This is a genomic window from Nicoliella lavandulae, assembly GCF_037546185.1.
Classification (GTDB): domain Bacteria; phylum Bacillota; class Bacilli; order Lactobacillales; family Lactobacillaceae; genus Nicoliella; species Nicoliella lavandulae.
The window spans coordinates 80,670-99,756 of sequence record NZ_JAWMWH010000001.1 but is presented as its reverse complement, the minus strand read 5'-3'; the positions used below and the strand labels follow the sequence as shown (position 1 = coordinate 99,756).

Below are 19,087 nucleotides of genomic sequence, written 5' to 3'. Positions count from 1 at the left end.
AACGTTTTGCTAATTTATTTGAAAGGGTGTAACAGCTTGGCTAATATTGATTTATCAGCATTTGACAAAATCTTGGTACTAGACTTTGGTAGTCAATACAATCAATTGATTACGCGTCGAATTCGTGATTTTGGTGTTTACTCAGAATTGAAACCCCACACGATGACAGCTGAAGAAATTAAGGAATGGGGACCAAAGGGAATTATTTTCTCTGGTGGTCCTAACAGTGTTTACGATAAGGATTCCCTCAGTGTTGATCCTAAGGTGTTCGAATTAGGAATTCCGATCTTAGGAATTTGTTATGGGATGCAATTAATGGCATACACACTTGGCGGTGGTGAAGTTAAGGCTTCTAACGGTCAATATGGACATGCTGACATTGACGTTACCGAACAAAATAAGGAAACCTTATTTACCGGATTACCTGAAAAACAACCCGTTTGGATGAGTCACGGTGACTTAGTGACTAAGGTACCGAATGGATTCGAAAGTGTTGCTACGACTGAAGAATGTCCGATTACGGCAATGCAAGATACTGCGCGTAACTTCTACGGAGTGCAATTCCACGCTGAAGTGCGTAACACAAAGTATGGAAACGACATTTTGAAGAACTTTGCGTTCAAGGTCTGTGGTGCTAAGCCTAACTGGACGATGGATGATTTCATCAACCTTCAAGTTAAGGCGATCCGTGAAGAAGTTGGCGACCAAAAAGTGATCTTAGCACTTTCTGGTGGTGTTGACTCCAGTGTGGTGGCAGCCTTATTGAACCGGGCAATTGGAGATCAATTAACTTGTATCTTTGTTGACCATGGTTTAATGCGTAAAAACGAACCAGAAGAAGTGATGAAGGCCTTAAACGAAGATTTAGGGGTTAACATCATTAAGGTTGACGCTCAAAAGCGCTTCTTAAGTAAATTAGCAGGGGTATCTGACCCTGAACAAAAACGCAAGATTATCGGAAAAGAATTCATTGAAGTCTTCAATGACGAAGCTTCCAAGCTAAAGGACATTAAGTTCTTAGCACAAGGAACGCTTTACACCGACGTGATTGAAAGTGGGACTGATACTGCCCAAACGATTAAATCACACCACAATGTGGGTGGATTGCCAGAAGACATGCAATTTAAGTTGATTGAACCCCTTCGTTCTCTATTTAAGGATGAGGTTCGGGTCTTAGGAAAGAAATTGGGAATTGCTGATGACTTAGTTTGGCGGCAACCATTCCCAGGTCCTGGGCTAGGAATCCGGGTCATTGGTGCGATCACTGAAGAAAAATTACACCTAGTTCGTGAAACCGATGCAATCCTTCGTGAAGAAATTGCTAATGCGGGCTTAAAACGCGATATTTGGCAATACTTCACTGTATTACCAGGTTTCAAGAGTGTTGGAGTAATGGGTGACGGTCGGACTTATGAATACACGATTGCAATCCGGGCCGTTTCATCAATTGATGGGATGACTGCTGACTTCTCACAAATTCCATGGGATGTCTTATCTAAGATTTCCACTAGAATGGTTAACAGTGTGAAGGGCATTAATCGGGTAGTGTATGACATTACCAGTAAGCCACCTTCGACAATTGAATGGGAATAATTAATTCCTAAATACTAGAACGTTAGAAACTTAATTTTCTAACGTTCTTTTTTATTTTTAACGTATTTTAAATAATCACTATAAAAATTTTGTTTGACATGACCTAGATGCTATAATTAAAAGGTCAGATTGAAGAAAGGACTGATTAAATGAGCTCATGTATGTATCGGACCGCTGAAGATAGTGCATTTAATAATGTCTGCGATGATGTGCAAAATCGCATCGATCGTGGATTAGAAAAAACTAGCTTTATTTATGAAACTAGTTATCTCCGTTTAATTGGTTGGCTAAAGAGCTATCATCCTGAAGTAAAAGTGAATTACTCAACTCTGGCCGGAATTCAAGTTGAAGAACAAGATAATCAATTAATGGCTAAAGATGATCAAACTAATTGGCATCACTTTGGTGCTGATGATTTTAATCAAATTGCGGATTACATTCGCGATCATTTTGTTAAAACGAAGGTAATTGTTAAATAGTGAATTAATAAAAGGCTGCCGCTCGCAGCCTTTTTTTGATATGATAGAATCATGATGATCAATAGAACGGAGGGGTGCAGATCAAATTAGAATGGCATTATCAAAACCAGACTGGTAATACACTAAAGAGTTTTTTGAAACAACATGGTATTAGTCATCGGATGTTTTTATCATTACGAAGCGATGGTGAGTTTACCGTTAACCATAAGCCAATTACGACTAACGTTAAATTACAACCCAATGACTTAGTGCAGGTGACCCTACCGGATGAAACCAGTGATCCTAACGTCCCAGTTAGTGAACGACCAATTGATGTTGTTTATGAGGATGCGAACTGGTTGGTGGTTAATAAACCAGCGGGATTAACTTCCGTGCCCGGGCCTACGAACCGCACGGACACCCTAGTGAATCGAATCAAGGGACATTTGGTCGCCGAAGGGAGCCGTGACTTACGGCCCCACTTGATTACGCGTTTAGACCGGTTTACTAGCGGAATCGTGTTAGTAGCTAAGCATCGCATTGCTAATAGTTTTGCTAATCAACAGGTAATGAACCATGCAATCGATAAGCGTTACTTAGCACTGGTCCAGGGCCATTTAAACCATTCCCATGGGATAATTGACTTTCCGATTGGTAAGGACGAAGGCGAAGTAAAGCGCCGCCGAATGGCTGACGGCCAACCCGCTAAGACCGAGTGTTGGGTCTTACAGACCTTTGAACGGTTCAGTGAGGTAGAATTACAGTTACACACGGGTCGGACTCATCAAATCCGGGTTCATTTAAGTGCTATTGGACATCCGCTATTAGGCGATCAACTATATGATGGGCCATTAGATGAGGAAATTGATCGCCAAGCACTCCACGCTAGTTCGATTAAGTTCTATGATACGTTCCAAAGTCAATTTGTGTCGTTTGAAGTACCGATGCCATCAGATATGCAGGCATTGATTGAAAAAGGGGCGAAAAAATGACTGATGTAAAGACGGCGCGTTGCTTAGTAGACGGACGAGAGTTTCCGTTTGAATCGGGGATGTATTTGTATGAATTGGACCGCCCACTGGCGAATCAAATTAAAAATGAGCATCCTAAGGCTAATGACGATAGCTTTATTTGTAATCAACATTTATTAGACTATCGAATGCAACGTATTGATCAGATGATTCGTTCGGATCAAATCCGCAATCAAAAGATTAATCGGCGGTTGACTAAGGCGTTAAGGGATGATAATTACGAAGTGACTGACGTGAACCAAATTTTGCGGGATAGCCAAACCTTTGGTGAAAAGGTAGCTGATGGCGTGGCGCATTTTGGGGGTAGTTGGACCTTTATTTTAATTTTTTTAGCAGTCTTGATTGGTTGGATGGTGTTAAACGTAACCCATCTATTTGGCATTCATTTTGACCCATATCCATTCATCCTGTTGAATTTATGCTTAAGCTGTGTCGCAGCGATTCAAGCCCCCATCATTATGATGAGTCAAAATCGTTCTGATAACCGGGACCGCATGGACGCAGAAAATGACTTTCATGTGAATTTAAAATCTGAACACGAACTGCGCATTTTACACGCTAAATTAGACCACTTGAACCAAAGTCAAATTCCACATTCAGTTGAAATTTTACGGCTCCAATTGGAAATGATCGGCGAAATCCGCACAGAACTTCAACGATTGCACCGTCAACATGCGGAATTATCCTATCAACAAGCGCAAATGAAATCAAACAAGGGAGTAAATGAAAATGGAAGACAACATTAAACTGGGCCATCCAGTCTTTAATAAGATGTTATTTGTATTGGAAAAACCAATTACAAAGAAGAATCATAAGTACTACAAGTTCGATAACGAAGAAATGCAAGAAATTGCTGACGGCGTTTGGTCAATGCCAGCGTACATGAAGGAAGACGATGACTACAGCCTCTTCTTTATTTTTACGAAAATTGAATCCGGTGAAACCGTTGTGGCATTTTCAGAAGGGCAACTGGATGGAACTAAGTTTAGTCTAGGCACGCCCATGATCTCAGGGGAAGGGTTGAACCATTTAAAGGACCATGATGAAGAAACAGCTGGTCGCATCCTCCACTTTTTAAATCAAATTTCAAAGGCCGCTGAAGGTAACTGGCGGATGGTTGAATAATGCAAAAGCACTCAGTAAATAATTGAGTGCTTTTTTGCTAGAATTGGTTTACAAAAAGATATTTATGCACGTATAATTATAAGTGAATATGAAAAGAGGTGGCACAAATGGATGATCACAATCATCATGATGCATTGAGCGGCGGTAAATTCTTATTTGTGACCGTGTTAAATGCATTAATTACCCTAGTTGAATTTTTAGGGGGGATCTTCTCCGGTAGTCTATCGCTAATTTCTGATGGATTTCATAACTTGGGTGATTCCCTATCGGTTATTTTGAGTTATTATGCCCATCGAATTAGTGGCCGTAAGCAGACCCACAAAAATACGTATGGGTTTAAACGAGCCCAGATTATCTCGGCATTTATTAATTCGGTATTTTTGATCGTAGTTTCTGGATTCTTGATCATTGAAGCAGTGGAAAAATTAATGCATCCCGAAAAGGTGGATGGTGGCCTCATGTTCATCGTGGCCTTAGTCGGAACGCTCGCTAACTTGGTGTCGGCAATCCTATTGAGCCGTGGCTCAAAGGGAAATTTAAACATCAGAGCGACTTATTTGCACTTCTTGAGTGATTCATTATCCTCAGTGGGAATCATTATTGCTGGGATCTTGATTCAATTTTATGGTTGGTACTTTGTGGATCCGCTAGTAACAATTGCGGTGGCATTGTACATCATGTTTGAAACATGGCCGATTATTAAACAAACGATTTACATTTTGATGCAGGGGGCACCGGACATTGATTGTCACCAGTTGCGCCAAGACATTCTAAATATTGATGGAGTAACGAATGTTCACCACGTCCATCTTTGGTCCATTGATGAGAATAGTATTATTTTTTCCGCTCACATTAATATGCGGGATATGAAAATTAGTGAAGCTGAAAAGATATATCAGCCAATTACTGACCTCCTAAAGTCGAAATATCACATTGATCATGTGACCTTACAGGCCGAAGTGGAACGCGGTAAACAAGCGGATTTCTTCTTTGACCAGGGACCGGATATTAAATAAATTCTAAAAAAAGAAGCTAGTCGTAAGTCGATTAGCTTCTTTTTTGACGATAATTAAAGGCCCCGTTGGATTTCAGCGTATTTAGCTTCATACCATTCTGGCCAGTTTTTTTCTGGGTTACCATTTTCATAGTATTTTTGGTCCACGTTTTCTAGTAAGCGGGCGTATTTGGAAAATCGTTCGGAAATTGAATCACTAATGATGGTGGATTCTAAACTGAATCGATTAATGTATAGGTCACGATTAATGTCATGCACGATCCCGTCTTGATCATAGTTAGCGATTAATTCCATATCATTATTCTCATATTGATGAACGTAAAAGATAGCAAAATCCTTTACTGCAGTTTGTTGAGCAGATTCATTTAAATCTGTAAAACTAAATAGTTTATCACTCATTTTATAACTCCCCTAACTAAAACACCGATTTTATTTATTTAGATGATAATTTGCGGTATAATTTAATTATATATTGTATTCGTAGTTTCGTAAAATAAAAGATAGCTAGTTGGCTAGTTGTTTTACTACGAAATGTTTTAGAAATAGGTGAATAGAATGAGTCCAATGAAGGAAGATTATCTTAAAATCATTTTCGAGCTGGGTGGCACGACTAAGAAGGTCTCCAACAAACGAATCTCGATTGGACTGAATATCGCCGCAGGATCAGTTACTGAAATGGTCAATAAACTAGTTGAAGAGGGGTTAGTTTCGCATGAACCTTATTCAGGAGTATCACTTACTCCTGCTGGGGTGAAATTAGCCGAAGGACTAGTTCGTAAGCACCGGATTTGGGAAACGTTCTTAGTGGATGAATTAGGATACGATTTACCAGATGTTCATAATGAAGCAGAATTACTTGAACACGTTACAAGTCCGAAACTATTGGATGCATTGGATAAAAAGTTATCTTATCCAACCCATTGTCCTCACGGTGGGGTCATTCCAACTAATGACGGAAAGTATTCTGAAGATAGTCATATGTTGCTCAATGATGCTGAAGATGGCTCAACGGTGATCGTAGATCGGTTTATTGATAATCATGATTTGTTAACTTACTTAGGTGATATCCAATTAGATATTGGTGACAAACTAAAGGTGATTGATCATGCGCCGTTCGAAGGCCCAATGAAAGTGGTTAACATTACTGATAACCAAGAGATTTCAATTAGTTATAAGGCTTCTCACTATGTCTTTATTAAACCGGTTGAACAATGATAATTGAAAAGCGCCCTGATTTGGGAGCTTTTTTATATTAAACTAAATTAATTAAGGGGGAGCCAGGATGCCCAAGCCACGGACAAAAAAGGATGTATTAGTAGTCGAAACCTGCTTGCTAGCGGGAAAAATTATGATTGAAAACGGCTCAGAAATGAGTCGGGTGACCGATACGATCTATCGAATTGCTGAAAACGCTCAAGCATATCAAGCGCGTGCCTACGTTACTTTAACGGGGATCATGATGTCACCGAGTAGTAAAATTGGGGCTCAGGTGGCCGTGATTGAAAAGCGGACCTTTAACTTAGAAAAGGTATCACTAGTTAATGATTACTCCCGTCAGTTTGCAGCCCATAAAATTACCCTCCAGGAGTTTTATAACCGCTTAGTATTGATCGAACGCCACGTAAAGGACTTTCCGTTTTGGTTACAGACGATTGCCGCTGGATTGATTAGTGGGACCATGGAAGTGGTATTTAGAAATAATCTGCCTGATTTTTGGATCTCCTGTTTAGTGGGGATGTTAGGGTGGATTGCTTATTTCATCATCACCAAATACATTGCCGTTCAGTTCATTAGTGAATTTATGGCCGCATTTGTGGTGGGGTCAGCCGCCATTCTAGCGATTAGGTTCCACATTGCAACGAGTGTTGATGACTTGATCATTGGGGGCATTATGCCACTGGTTCCAGGGGTCCCGATTACCAATGCGGTCCGGGATGCATTGTCCGGGAACTTAGTTAGTGGACCCGCCCGGGGGATTGAAGCGCTGATGATTGCGTGTGCACTAGGTTTTGGAGTGGCACTGGCATTAACGATTTTTTAAAACGAGGAGTTTCTAGATGTTTATTTTAAATTTAGTGTTCGTCTACATTGCGTCGGTTTGTTTTGGTATTTTAGTTAATGTACCGCACCGGGCATTGAATTTGGACGGTGTCGTTGGGGTATTAGGATACTTAGTTTATTATCTATATGATATGTACTTAGGCGGCTATATTGGTGGAAACTTCTTTGGGACCCTTACGATTGGGATGGCTAGTATTTTAGCATCACGGTATAAGCGCTTACCCGTGATTATCTTTAACATCCCGGGATTAGTCCCATTAGTGCCCGGAGGTCAGGCGTACCAAGTTATGCGTTACATGGCATCTGGTGACTATGGATTAGCCAAGTTCAATTTCCTCCAGGTAGCATTTATTGCTGGTTCAATTTCCGCTGGTTTCTTAGTGGCGGAAGTGATCAACCAGTTATTGTTCAAAGCACGTCACTACCGTTCACCACGCCATTATCACCGTGCAAAGATCGAACGAATTGAAAAGAAACGACAAAAATAAAAACGGCTCGCTGGCATCAACCAGTGAGTCGTTTTTATTATGCTTGTGATAATCCAATGAAGAAACTAATTATTAATACGATCAATACGAAGGTTGTAATGGATACGTATAACATATCGTGTTCCTTATAGAACGAATAAATAGAAACAACGACTCGTAAGACCGGCGTTAAGATTAAACAAAAGATGCCAAGCATCATAATTGCATATGGCTTAAGGGCGATGACCCCACTTAAAATGGCGTGAAATGAAGTGGGATGAAATGATCCTTGATAACCAGACTTACCAGTTAGCACCAATAAGAGCCAACCAATGATCATAATGATAGCTGAGATAATGACCCCGATTCTTAAGATCTTCCCGATTATTAACTCAATGCTATTCATCTCTTTGTTAATTTGTGCTTCATCTTTTTTCATTATAACTTCACCCCAAATCCTTGTAAGAGCATGTTACCACCGATGTAAAGTAGGACGGGGATGAACACGATGCGAATCCATTTAGTGGGCAGGACCTGCATGACCCGTGAACCCACAACGGCACCCCCTAAGATTCCAAGAGCTAGGGGAACGGCGATATTGGGTAGAATCGTACCGTTAAAGAAATATACCGTTGCACTTGCTGCTGCGGTAACCCCCATCATTAAGTTACTAGTGGCACTAGATGGCTTTAGTGGCATTTTCATAAATGTATCCATGGCAATCACCTTAAAGGCCCCTGAACCGATTCCTAGTAAGCCACTGGCTAGGCCTGCACCGAACATGACTGAAAGGCCGCTCGGAACGTTGGTGACTTGATAGTCAATGGTTTTATTTAGGTTCTTATCGTAATAACTACCGTCTAGCTCTAGTTTCTTTGCCAGGCGGTCGTTCTTACCAGTCCCATAATCAGATGGTTTGGCCCGTAGTTTGCGGACCATGTTGAACCCAGAAAAAATGAGTAGGAGCCCAAATAATACGTATAAGTACTTCGGGTTTAAGATTCCGGTTAACAGTGAACCAGCCACTGCCCCGATCGTTGTTGCAATTTCTAAAAACATTGCGACCCGTAAATTTAATACTTCATCCTTTAAGTATGCAATCGTCGAACCAGAACTAGTGGCGATGACGACGATGATACTTGCCCCAATTGCATATTTAATGTTTAAACCAAATCCCAGGGTTAAAATGGGCGTGACAATAATACCACCACCCAGTCCCAAAATGGCCCCCGCAATTCCGGCAAAAATCCCAAGGGCAATCATAATGAGTGCTGTCTCAAGCATAGTATCTCCTCCTAATTAATAAGTAACCAGTTGTTATTATATGCTTAATTAAAGAAAATTGTAAATTTTAAAGGGTAGGAAACCAATATTGGCCTATGGTATACTGGTTATAAATAGAAACAAATCGTAGGGGATGGATTAAGGTGTTAATTAATAAAGATATTAATCGATTGTATCGCTTTATCCTGTCACTTGTATTAACCATAATTGTAACCACATCCGTGGTGGTTAGTACGGGGGCTGGATCAGGATATTTATCGTTTTTAGATTCCGTGATTACTGGTGAAGTTCAAGGCCGTGAACAGGCCTATAAGCAAGTTATTTATGGGCTCGCCAGCTTTCTAGGGAGTCCTAAGATGGACGTATTATGGATGATATTGATTGCGTTGTTCTTATGGGCCATTAAATATCGGATTCCAGCAGTTTGGGCGCTCGCTACCCTAGTGAGTGGTGATATTGTATTGACCATCGTTAAAAACGTGATCAGACGGCCGCGCCCATTATTGCATTCGGCATCAGATACTGGATTTAGTTATCCCAGTGGACATGTCGTAGGAACGGTGTTAGTAATTAGTGTGGTTTGGGTTTTATTGATTCCAATGTTAAAAACACGGCGCAATCAAATCATTGCTAAGACGGTCGCTTCCATTTATGTGATCCTAGTAATGTTGTCACGGGTATTTTTAAACGCTCACTTCCCAAGTGATACAATTGGCGCATTCTTAGTGGCCTTTACCTGGTTCCAAGTTTGTGAGTTTGTGTACTACCGGTATGCAGGGATGCTATCGAAGTACCATCCATTCCAAAAATCTAAATATTAAACAAAAGCCATTGCCGAGGTTAGGCAATGGCTTTTTTCATTTATTTAATTTCGTTTAACCATTCGATCGCAAGGGGGAACCACTTAGCAACGTGGGGGTCATTGCTTTCATTGTTCCAAGCGGTTAGTTGATTGGCCATGGCCATTCCGTGGCGACCATGGTGGAAAATATGAAGCTCGTAATCAATTTGATGTTTGGCTAGGGCTTCAGCGTATTTAATCGAGTTCATGGCAGGAACTAGCGGATCATCAGCAGTATGCCAAATGAACGTGGGAACGTTGGTTTTGGTAACGCCATTTTCCGCTGCGCCTTCAGCCGGGGTATTGACCCAGTCGTTGATCTTAGCGGGTTCGTTCGGAAAGCCCAGGGATAAGTCGATGACTGGATAACTTAAAATAACCGCTCGTGGCGTTAGTTCGGTTGCATCCTTAGCGCCAACTGCATTAAGCAACGCGGCTTGATCATATTGGTTGTTGTATTGACTAACGATGAACCCACCAATCGAAAAGCCTGCAATTATGATTCGCTTAGCATCGATGTTTAAGTCAACTGCATGGTGGTGTAAGTATTGCATAGCTTGGCCTAGTTCAATGACGGGATGGGGCATTAACGGCCGCTTTTCACTTTCAAAGCTGTATCGTAAGTAAAAACTTTGGTAGCCTTGCGCAGCAAAACTCAATGCAAAGCTTTCGGCTTGTTGTTCTGAGATATGGGTGAACGAGCCCCCTGGGACAATTAATACGGCAGGGTACTTAAAGTGTTGGGCATCTGAATCTGATTCACGGACATAACCCTTTAAAAAGGCAGCTGAATTGGTTGATAAAGATTGTTGGATGATTTTCATGGTGTTCACTCCTGTATAATATAATTATCTATATTGTAACTGATTATGAGAGATGGGGTTAAGATGAAAGCAATAACAATTAGCCAATTACAGTTAACAGATGCACACGCCTTTTTTGCAATGGTGTCTGATGCCACGACTGCCAATGCTGCTGGCTTCGATGTGATCACTAGTTTACAGGCAGCCACTGATTTATTACGCATTGAACTAAGCCAATCCAATGGCTTAGCGGTTAAATATGGCGGCCAAACAGTTGGCTGTGTGTTCTTTTATCCACAGGTCGATCAATTCGGCCAACCAATGGCGGATCGTTTTGAAGTGGGCTTTTTAATGCATCCAAAGTTTAGTGGTCGTGGAATAATGACGCAGGGCTTAGCGTTAGCGCTTCAATGGTTACAGCGACAATTTGATGTGGCTAGGATCATTGCCAACGTGAGCATTACTAATGATGCTTCTAAAGCCGTCTTATTGCATAATCACTTTGCACAACTGGGGACGTTCATTGCTTTTAGTGGCGATGAGCGACTTCAATTTGAATTAGTGATTGTCAAGGAATGCAAAAAAAGTTATAATTAGTTTTAAATATCAAATTATCTAAGAAGAGGCGCGTTGCTAAAGAGTATGGCATTGTGAGTTGAAAAAGCAGCTATGACCAATGCTGAAAGGGAGGAACGCCGAAGTGTAAACTAGCTTTTTCTAGTTGAATCTGGGACTTGGTTGAACAAGCCAAGAACTGTCGTGGTTAACCGCGGAGTGCTTTCGATAGTTATAATAGCTAGAAATGCAATTATGATGCCGTCTTCTGTTCAGGAGATGGTATTTTTAATTTGAAATCCTTTTGCTTCTTAAATTTTTTACTTTAGGAGGATTTTGATATGAGTGAACAAAATCAATCTGACGGAATTAAGCGTAAGCTAAAGACCCGTCATGTTTCGATGATTTCACTGGGTGGTTCAATTGGGACCGGACTGTTTGTAACAAGTGGTTCTACGATCTCACAAGCCGGCCCCGGTGGAGCATTAGTGGCCTACATTTTAATGGGGCTAATGGTGTATTTCTTAATGACTAGTTTAGGTGAAATGGCTACCAACACGCCAGTTAGTGGTTCATTTGCTGAATATGCTGGTAAGTATGTTGATCCCGCCCTTGGATTTGCAATGGGTTGGAACTACTGGTTCAATTGGGCGATTACGGTGGCCGTTGATATCAGTACGGCAGCGTTAGTAATGAAGTTTTGGATGCCGAACTTCCCAAGTTGGATCGTTAGTGGGGTCGTCTTGTTATTGATCTTCTTGATCAATGCCGCTTCAGTCGGTGCCTTTGGTGAAATCGAATTTTGGCTTTCGTTGATCAAGGTGGCAACCATCATCATTTTCTTAATCGTTGGGGTATTGACCATCGTTGGAATTATGGGTGGTGGCACTGCGGTCGGCCTAAGTAACTTCACGTATAAGCAAGCACCATTCGTTGGTGGAATCCCAGCAATCTTGTCTGTTTTCGTGGTGGCTGGGTTCTCGTTCCAAGGAACTGAGTTAGTCGGCATTACCGCTGGAGAATCCGATGATCCAAAACACAGTGTGCCAAAGGCCATCAGTGAAGTTTTCTGGCGGATCATCTTGTTTTACATCCTAGCCATCTTCGTGATTGCTGCATTGATTCCTTATACTGACCCGAACTTATTAGGTTCTAGTACGACCAATGTTGCAATTAGTCCATTTGCGTTAGTCTTCAAACGGGCTGGATTAGCCGCTGCAGCTGGGGTCATGAATGCCGTTATCTTGGTATCAGTGATTTCATCAGCTAATTCGGGGATGTACGCATCAACACGGATGCTTTATTCTATGTCAAATGGGGTATTTGCACCTAAGATGTTCGGAAAGACTGATAAGCGCGGTATTCCATATACAGCGTTAATCGCAACGACTGTGATTGCACTAGCAACGTTCATTACTAGTTTCGCCGGACCAGAAGTTTACCTTTGGATCGTGGCGGCATCTGGATTAACTGGATTTATCGCCTGGGTCGGAATTGCGATTTCACACTTTAGATTCAGACGGGCCTTTATCAAACAAGGGCACACGTTAGATGAATTATCTTATCATGCTAAGTGGTTCCCATTCGGTCCAGTATTGACGTTGATCCTATGTATTTTGATCATTGTTGGTCAAGACTTATCGGCATTCTCTAATTTCAACTGGAAGGAAATTGGAATTACTTACATTAGTGTTCCATTGGTCGTTATCTTGTACATCGTTTACAAGATTAAGCACCATACTAAGTTGATTCCACTAGATAAGGTCGACGTTAGACCAATGAGTCATAATAAAATTAACAGTGAAAAGTAATTACTAAAAGCAGTAGCCATTGAGCTGCTGCTTTTTTGGTTAAAAAAGTTGCTAATTTTAAACGAATATAATATTATAAATATGAATGAATTAATGATTTTAAAAACACAATGTATGTTTATAAGTAGACGCTTAAGAGATGCAGTGGTTGGTGCAAACTGCAAGTTGAAAATTCCGGCATATTAATAGGTGGGCAGGTAATACTGCACGGTGGGTGGCCGTTATCACTGATGAGTTGTCCGATTTAATCGGGAACTTGGGTGGTACCGCGAAAAGCAGGCTTTCGTCCCAATGACGAAGCCTGCTTTTTATATTTTTAGGAGGTATGTCCAATGTTAGACATGAAGTTAATTCGTAATAACGAACAATGGTTTAAGGATAAGATGGCAACGCGTGGCATTGATGAAAAACAAATCGATGAACTATTAGCCCTTGATCAAAACCGGCGTGATATCTTAGTGAAGGTTGAAAGCTTAAAAGCCGAACGGAATAAGGTTTCTGATGATATCGCTAAGATGAAGCGGGCTAAAGAAGATGCTAGTGGCCCAATCAACCGGATGAAAGAAGTCGGTGCTGAAATCAAGGAATTAGATGAACAAGAACAAGCAGTGTCTGCTAAGCAACATGATTTAGCAGCCCACTTACCAAATATTCCAAATGATGACGTCCCAGTTAGTTTAACTGAAGAAGGCGCTAAGGAACTACGGAAGGTTGGAACCCCACGTGAATTTACTGATTTCAAGCCTAAGAACCATTGGGAAATTGGTGAAAAGCTAGGCATCTTAAACTTCGAACGGAGTGCTAAGGTGGCTGGAAGTCGGTTTGTATACTACGTAGGAGCTGGTTCATTACTTGAAAGAGCTATTTACAACTTCTTCTTGGACCAAAATACTGATGCTGGATATGAAGAAATTATTCCACCATACATGGTTAACTCTGCATCAATGTTTGGGACTGGTCAATTCCCTAAGTTCTTGGAAAAAAAGGCCGGATTCGAAATTGCTGATAGTGATTTAACAATGATTCCAACTGCTGAAGTTCCATTGGTGAACTACTACCGTGGTGAAGTAATTCCAGAAGATAAGTTACCAGTTAAATTCACTGCATTAAGTCCAGCTTTCCGTTCAGAAGCAGGAAGTGCTGGTCGTGATACTCGTGGATTGATTAGATTACACCAATTCAACAAGGTTGAAATGGTTCAATTTACTAAACCAGAAGAATCATGGGCAGCCTTAGAAGAAATCACTGGCCAAGCTGAAAAATTACTTAAGTTGTTAGGGATTCCTTACCACGTAATTACGCTTACAAGTAGTGACATGAGTTTCACTGCTGCAATGACTCATGATATTGAAGTTTGGATGCCAGCACAAAACTGTTATCGTGAAATTTCAAGTTGTTCTAACACCACTGATTTCCAAGCACGTCGGGCTAAGATTCAATTTAGGGATGAAAGTGGAAAGTTACAATTCGTTAACACGTTAAATGGATCTGGATTAGCAGTTGGTAGAACGGTAGCTGCAATTCTAGAAAACTTCCAAAATGAAGATGGAACGGTTAATATTCCAGAAGTTCTTCAACCATACATGCATGGCATGAAGAAAATTGAAAAACAAGACCTATTCTAAAAGTTAGATATATCAATGATTTAACGATAAGAAATAAGTGAATTGCACTTATTTCTTATTTTTTTTGAAAAAAGGGGTAGCTTTTTTAGGGGAAGTATTATATACTAGTTTTTGTTGATTTTTACTGATTAGTTTTCAGGTGAGACCGAACTAATTCGAAATCGAAAAAATAAAAATCAAAAAGTTGTTGACATCAAGTTGACCACATGATATTATATAATAGTTGCTTAAATGAGTAACCATTAAGACCTCGGAGGATTAGCTCAGTTGGGAGAGCATCTGCCTTACAAGCAGGAGGTCACAGGTTCGAGCCCTGTATCCTCCATTTTTTATTTTTTCGAGCCGTTAGCTCAGCCGGTAGAGCATCTGACTTTTAATCAGAGGGTCGGGAGTTCGAACCTCCCACGGCTCATTTTATAATTTAATATGCGGGCGTGGCGGAACTGGCAGACGCGCTAGATTTAGGTTCTAGTGTCCTTTGGACATGGGGGTTCGAGTCCCTTCGCCCGCACTTACCAATTTGCCGACTTAGCTCAGTTGGTTAGAGCGCATCACTAGTAATGATGAGGTCGGGCGTTCGAATCGTCTAGTCGGCATTTTTGTGCGGAAGTAGTTCAGTGGTAGAACATCACCTTGCCATGGTGGGGGTCGCGGGTTCGAATCCCGTCTTCCGCTTTTTATTTTTTTAAAATAAAATAGCCTGCCGGGGTGGCGGAATTGGCAGACGCACAGGACTTAAAATCCTGCGGTTAGTGATAACCGTACCGGTTCGATCCCGGTCCTCGGCATTTACATTTTCATAATATTATTTTGCACCCATAGCGCAACTGGATAGAGTGTCTGACTACGAATCAGAAGGTTGTAGGTTCGACTCCTACTGGGTGCATTTTTTTATTTCTAATTTTAAATTAGAGATGAATATCGGGAAGTAGCTCAGCTTGGTAGAGCACTTGGTTTGGGACCAAGGGGTCGCAGGTTCGAATCCTGTCTTCCCGATCTAGAATCAATCAGTTTAATATTTACAAAATACATCGGGAAATAGCTCAGCTTGGTAGAGCGCTGCGTTCGGGACGCAGAGGTCGCAAGTTCGAATCTTGTTTTCCCGATTTTTTTGTCGTTAAAAATTAATAGACAAAATACTTTTATTTCACTGGCCGATTTCATATAATAATAGTCAAGATTAGTCAGAGATGAGATGAAAATATGCAATCCAAAAATGTTTCAGATATTATTGAAAAATATTTAAAGCAGATTTTAGCTGAATCGAATCATGCCGAGATTCGTCGTTCAGAGGTTGCTAATCTTTTTCATGTTGTCCCTTCACAGATTAACTATGTTATTAAGACTAGGTTCACCATCCAAAACGGCTACGTAGTAGAAAGTAAGCGTGGCGGTGGTGGCTATATCCGAATCGAAAAGGTGAAATTGCTAGATAACATCGAAGTATTAGATTCACTATTAGATGTGATCGGTTCTAGTATTTCCGAAAGGGACGGTGATTCAATTGTTAAGACTCTATACCATAGTCAGTTGCTGTCGAGTAAGGAAGCTCGGATTATTTTAGCAGCAATTGAGAAAGATAGTTTGATGATTAATAATGATATTGATTGTGCTAACCGGCTTCGCGCCCAGGTATTACGATCAGTATTGAATCATTTAAGGTTCGAAGATTAGGAACGGAAAGCGAGGCAATTTATGGAAAACTTATTTACCCCAAGCGCACGTAACGTATTGGTACTTGCACAAGAACAGGCTAAAAATTTCAAACATCAAGCCGTTGGCACTGAACACTTATTGTTAGCGCTAGCATTAGAACCCAATGGGATTGCTTACAGTGTCTTAGAACACTTTCAAATTGATGAAGAAGACATTCGTTCAGAAATTGAACGCTTGGCTGGATTTGGTAATCTCCAAGGACTAGATAGTAATTCTTACTTACCATATTCACCTAAGGCTAAGGATATTTTAGCTTTAGCTGGTAACATTGCTCGCCAATATGGTGCCAACAAAGTTGGGACTGAACATTTATTGCTTGCATTGGTAAGTGATGACAGTATTTTATCAGCACGGATTCTAATTACATTTGGTGCTCAAACTAAGGTTATTAAACAAGTGACTCTTCATAAGATGGGCGTTAGTTCAGCTGCCGGTAAGAACGGTGCTATTAATAGTAATAAGAACCGCGCTACTCCTAAGGGCGCTACACCAACCTTGGATTCACTAGCAACTGATTTAACTGAAGTGGCTAGAGAAGGTCGGATGGATCCAACGATTGGTCGGCATAAAGAAGTTAAACGGGTTATTCAAATTCTTAGTCGACGGACGAAAAATAACCCAGTCTTAATTGGGGAACCCGGCGTTGGTAAAACTGCCATTGCAGAAGGATTAGCTCAAAAGATTATTGATGGTTCGGTCCCAGAAGATATGACGAATAAGCGGTTGATGATGCTTGACATGGGTTCATTAGTTGCTGGTACTAAGTACCGTGGTGAATTTGAAAGTCGTTTGAAGAAAATTATTAAAGAAATTAAAGATAATGGTCAAATCATCTTGTTTGTTGATGAATTACACACTTTGGTTGGTGCTGGTGGTGCAGAAGGGGCAATTGATGCTTCCAACATTTTGAAACCTTCATTAGCGCGTGGTGATCTTCAAATGATTGGTGCTACGACGCTAAATGAATACCAAAAGTACATTGAATCTGATACTGCACTAGAACGTCGGTTTGCAACGGTTCAAGTTAATGAACCAACTAGTGAAGAAACCATTCAAATTTTGAAGGGAATCAGACCTAAGTATGAAGCTCATCACCATGTGCAAATCACTGATGATGCTATTGAAAAAGCAGTTGGTTTATCCACTCGTTATATTCAAAGCCGTTTCTTACCAGATAAGGCCATTGATTTAATGGATGAAGCTGCCGCCAAAGTTCGGATTAATAAGCAACCTAGTGAATTATCATCTGATCATGCGAAATTAAATCAATTGAACAATGAAAAAGAACAAGCGATTGAAAATCAAGACTTTGAAAAAGCAGTTGAAATTAGAAACCAGGCTAAACAACTAGAAGCTAAAATCAATGAAGAAGATGCCAAGCGTAAACAATCAAGCTCTAATGAAGAATATCAGTTAAAAGAAACTGGTCAAGACGTAGCAGAAGTTGTTGCGCAATGGACTGGGATTCCAGTTACTCAACTCTCCAAGACGGATGCTGATCGCCTAGTTAACCTTGAAGATATTCTTCATAAACGAGTGGTTGGTCAAGACGAAGCGGTTTCTGCAGTTGCTCGGGCAATTAGAAGAGCGCGGAGTGGCTTGAAGGCGCCTAACAAACCAATTGGTTCATTTATGTTCCTAGGACCAACTGGGGTTGGGAAGACCGAATTAGCTAAGGACCTAGCTGAAGCAATGTTTGGTTCAGAAGACGACATGATTAGAGTTGATATGTCTGAATACATGGAAAAATACTCGACAAGTCGTTTAATTGGTTCTGCACCCGGTTATGTTGGTTATAGTGAAGGGGGACAACTTACTGAAAAGGTTAGACAACATCCTTATTCAGTTATCCTATTGGATGAAGTTGAAAAAGCCCATCCGGATGTCTTTAACTTGTTACTTCAAGTTCTAGATGACGGGTACTTGACTGATTCCAAGGGTCGTAAAGTTGACTTTAGAAACACTGTTATCATTATGACTTCTAACTTAGGAGCAACGACACTTAAGTACAAGAAGACGGTTGGATTTGGTGCTGAAAAAGCCGATGCTGACAATTACAATGCAATGGCTGCAACCATTAAGGAACAGTTGAAGAAGTACTTCAAACCAGAATTCTTAAACCGGATTGATGAAGTCGTAATCTTCCACTCCCTTACGAAGCCACAATTACATGAAATTGTTAAATTGATGGCACGTGACTTGCTACAACGAATCACTGATCAAGGCATTGAAGTTAAGTTAACGCCTGCTGCAGTTGATGTGGTAGCGGAAGCTGGCTTTGATCCTCAATATGGAGCACGGCCAATTAGAAGAGCACTTCAAACCAAAGTTGAAGATAAGCTAAGTGAAATCATGCTATCAGGGCAAGTTGCCACTGGAGATTCACTTACGATTGGTGCTAGTCACGGTAAGATTAAGATCAACGTTAAAAGTGGTCAAAAATCAACTAATAAATAGTAATATGATTCATTAAAAAAGAAGGGATTTTTCCCTTCTTTTTTTGCACTTATTTATTGACACACACTAATAAGTTGAGTATTATATAAATATATAACTACGAATTGAAATGAGTTCTTGCGATCTATTGTCCGTATAGAACTCCTATATCCCCCAAAAATTAGATTTTAAGATCTTCTTTGGGGATTTTTTTTGCTTAATTTTAGTAAAAAAGTAGGAAAAATTCAATTTGTAATCAAATTGTA

General features: G+C 40.6%; 19 protein-coding genes, 9 tRNA genes and 1 riboswitch. Of the genes, 24 read left to right on the top strand and 4 right to left on the bottom strand.

Features of this window, described 5'->3' with window-relative positions; all coding sequences use genetic code 11:
- Positions 1 to 36: 36 nt before the first annotated feature.
- The 6 genes from guaA (at position 37) to R4146_RS00550 (ending at position 5,223) form a co-directional block, all read left to right on the top strand.
- Positions 37 to 1,593 (top strand): glutamine-hydrolyzing GMP synthase, encoded by a 1,557-nt coding sequence (gene guaA, locus R4146_RS00575; RefSeq protein ID WP_339959526.1) that lies wholly within the window; start codon positions 37 to 39, stop codon positions 1,591 to 1,593.
- A 149-nt stretch (positions 1,594 to 1,742) separates the two neighbouring features.
- Complete coding sequence (locus R4146_RS00570; protein ID WP_339959525.1) at positions 1,743 to 2,072, top strand: hypothetical protein; 330 nt, start codon at positions 1,743 to 1,745, stop codon at positions 2,070 to 2,072.
- Positions 2,073 to 2,146: 74 nt separating this feature from the next.
- Positions 2,147 to 3,043, top strand: a complete 897-nt coding sequence (locus tag R4146_RS00565; protein ID WP_339959524.1) for an RluA family pseudouridine synthase — start codon at positions 2,147 to 2,149, stop codon at positions 3,041 to 3,043.
- Positions 3,040 to 3,828, top strand: a complete 789-nt coding sequence (locus R4146_RS00560) for a DUF1003 domain-containing protein (RefSeq protein ID WP_339959523.1) — start codon at positions 3,040 to 3,042, stop codon at positions 3,826 to 3,828. Before R4146_RS00565 ends, R4146_RS00560 begins: the two co-directional genes overlap by 4 nt.
- Positions 3,812 to 4,207: a hypothetical protein gene (locus tag R4146_RS00555; RefSeq protein WP_339959522.1), complete on the top strand. Its 396-nt coding sequence runs from the start codon at positions 3,812 to 3,814 to the stop codon at positions 4,205 to 4,207. Before R4146_RS00560 ends, R4146_RS00555 begins: the two co-directional genes overlap by 17 nt.
- Before the next feature lie 107 nt (positions 4,208 to 4,314).
- Positions 4,315 to 5,223, top strand: coding sequence for a cation diffusion facilitator family transporter (locus R4146_RS00550; RefSeq protein ID WP_339959521.1), 909 nt, complete (start codon positions 4,315 to 4,317; stop codon positions 5,221 to 5,223).
- 53 nt (positions 5,224 to 5,276) lie between these two features.
- Here R4146_RS00550 and R4146_RS00545 read toward each other — a convergent pair whose 3' ends face one another.
- Positions 5,277 to 5,621: a hypothetical protein gene (locus R4146_RS00545; protein ID WP_339959520.1), complete on the bottom strand. Its 345-nt coding sequence runs from the start codon at positions 5,619 to 5,621 to the stop codon at positions 5,277 to 5,279.
- A gap of 156 nt (positions 5,622 to 5,777) precedes the next feature.
- Between R4146_RS00545 and R4146_RS00540 the strand changes: the two genes are divergently transcribed.
- The 3 genes from R4146_RS00540 to R4146_RS00530 all read left to right on the top strand — a co-directional run bounded on the left by R4146_RS00540 (position 5,778) and on the right by R4146_RS00530 (position 7,771).
- Complete coding sequence (locus R4146_RS00540; protein WP_339960617.1) at positions 5,778 to 6,437, top strand: metal-dependent transcriptional regulator; 660 nt, start codon at positions 5,778 to 5,780, stop codon at positions 6,435 to 6,437.
- Between the two features lie 67 nt (positions 6,438 to 6,504).
- Entirely contained in the window at positions 6,505 to 7,263 is a 759-nt protein-coding gene (locus tag R4146_RS00535) for a threonine/serine exporter family protein (protein ID WP_339959519.1), read from the top strand.
- A 16-nt stretch (positions 7,264 to 7,279) separates the two neighbouring features.
- Positions 7,280 to 7,771 carry a threonine/serine exporter family protein gene (locus R4146_RS00530; RefSeq protein ID WP_339959518.1) on the top strand — a complete coding sequence of 164 codons (492 nt, stop codon included), beginning with the start codon at positions 7,280 to 7,282 and terminating at the stop codon, positions 7,769 to 7,771.
- 37 nt (positions 7,772 to 7,808) lie between these two features.
- On the opposite strand, the gene R4146_RS00525 is transcribed toward R4146_RS00530, so the two are convergent.
- Together R4146_RS00525 and R4146_RS00520 are read right to left on the bottom strand one after the other, a co-directional pair.
- Positions 7,809 to 8,189 carry a DUF1634 domain-containing protein gene (locus R4146_RS00525; protein ID WP_339959517.1) on the bottom strand — a complete coding sequence of 127 codons (381 nt, stop codon included), beginning with the start codon at positions 8,187 to 8,189 and terminating at the stop codon, positions 7,809 to 7,811.
- Complete coding sequence (locus R4146_RS00520) at positions 8,189 to 9,034, bottom strand: sulfite exporter TauE/SafE family protein (protein ID WP_339959516.1); 846 nt, start codon at positions 9,032 to 9,034, stop codon at positions 8,189 to 8,191. The genes R4146_RS00525 and R4146_RS00520 overlap by 1 nt, the downstream gene beginning before the upstream one ends.
- A gap of 143 nt (positions 9,035 to 9,177) precedes the next feature.
- On the opposite strand from R4146_RS00520, the gene R4146_RS00515 reads away from it, so the two are divergent.
- Positions 9,178 to 9,855: a phosphatase PAP2 family protein gene (locus tag R4146_RS00515; RefSeq protein WP_339959515.1), complete on the top strand. Its 678-nt coding sequence runs from the start codon at positions 9,178 to 9,180 to the stop codon at positions 9,853 to 9,855.
- A gap of 40 nt (positions 9,856 to 9,895) precedes the next feature.
- Here the strand turns inward: R4146_RS00515 and R4146_RS00510 are convergent, their stop codons facing one another.
- Positions 9,896 to 10,699, bottom strand: a complete 804-nt coding sequence (locus R4146_RS00510; protein ID WP_339959514.1) for a lp_1002 family arylesterase — start codon at positions 10,697 to 10,699, stop codon at positions 9,896 to 9,898.
- Positions 10,700 to 10,762: 63 nt separating this feature from the next.
- Here R4146_RS00510 and R4146_RS00505 point away from each other — a divergent pair, with 63 nt between their 5' ends.
- The 14 genes from R4146_RS00505 (at position 10,763) to R4146_RS00440 (ending at position 18,842) form a co-directional block, all read left to right on the top strand.
- A complete protein-coding gene (locus tag R4146_RS00505) occupies positions 10,763 to 11,275 on the top strand; it encodes a GNAT family N-acetyltransferase (protein WP_339959513.1) in 513 nt (170 codons plus the stop codon).
- A 15-nt stretch (positions 11,276 to 11,290) separates the two neighbouring features.
- Positions 11,291 to 11,466, top strand: a riboswitch (Lysine riboswitch).
- A 108-nt stretch (positions 11,467 to 11,574) separates the two neighbouring features.
- The gene (locus R4146_RS00500) at positions 11,575 to 13,044 is read left to right on the top strand and encodes an amino acid permease (RefSeq protein ID WP_339959512.1); all 1,470 of its coding nucleotides are present in this window, start codon (positions 11,575 to 11,577) and stop codon (positions 13,042 to 13,044) included.
- Between the two features lie 332 nt (positions 13,045 to 13,376).
- A complete protein-coding gene (gene serS / locus R4146_RS00495; RefSeq protein WP_339959511.1) occupies positions 13,377 to 14,669 on the top strand; it encodes a serine--tRNA ligase in 1,293 nt (430 codons plus the stop codon).
- Between the two features lie 252 nt (positions 14,670 to 14,921).
- Positions 14,922 to 14,994 (top strand) — tRNA-Val (locus tag R4146_RS00490).
- A 14-nt stretch (positions 14,995 to 15,008) separates the two neighbouring features.
- Positions 15,009 to 15,081 (top strand) — tRNA-Lys (locus R4146_RS00485).
- A 16-nt stretch (positions 15,082 to 15,097) separates the two neighbouring features.
- Positions 15,098 to 15,180: transfer RNA gene (locus tag R4146_RS00480), tRNA-Leu, on the top strand.
- An 11-nt stretch (positions 15,181 to 15,191) separates the two neighbouring features.
- A tRNA-Thr gene (locus tag R4146_RS00475) sits at positions 15,192 to 15,265 on the top strand.
- A gap of 7 nt (positions 15,266 to 15,272) precedes the next feature.
- Positions 15,273 to 15,344: transfer RNA gene (locus tag R4146_RS00470), tRNA-Gly, on the top strand.
- Positions 15,345 to 15,371: 27 nt separating this feature from the next.
- Positions 15,372 to 15,457 (top strand) — tRNA-Leu (locus R4146_RS00465).
- 24 nt (positions 15,458 to 15,481) lie between these two features.
- Positions 15,482 to 15,555: transfer RNA gene (locus R4146_RS00460), tRNA-Arg, on the top strand.
- 36 nt (positions 15,556 to 15,591) lie between these two features.
- A tRNA-Pro gene (locus R4146_RS00455) sits at positions 15,592 to 15,665 on the top strand.
- A gap of 36 nt (positions 15,666 to 15,701) precedes the next feature.
- Positions 15,702 to 15,775 (top strand) — tRNA-Pro (locus tag R4146_RS00450).
- Positions 15,776 to 15,872: 97 nt separating this feature from the next.
- Positions 15,873 to 16,343: a CtsR family transcriptional regulator gene (locus tag R4146_RS00445; protein ID WP_339959510.1), complete on the top strand. Its 471-nt coding sequence runs from the start codon at positions 15,873 to 15,875 to the stop codon at positions 16,341 to 16,343.
- Positions 16,344 to 16,364: 21 nt separating this feature from the next.
- Positions 16,365 to 18,842 (top strand): ATP-dependent Clp protease ATP-binding subunit, encoded by a 2,478-nt coding sequence (locus R4146_RS00440; protein WP_339959509.1) that lies wholly within the window; start codon positions 16,365 to 16,367, stop codon positions 18,840 to 18,842.
- Positions 18,843 to 19,087: the final 245 nt, after the last annotated feature.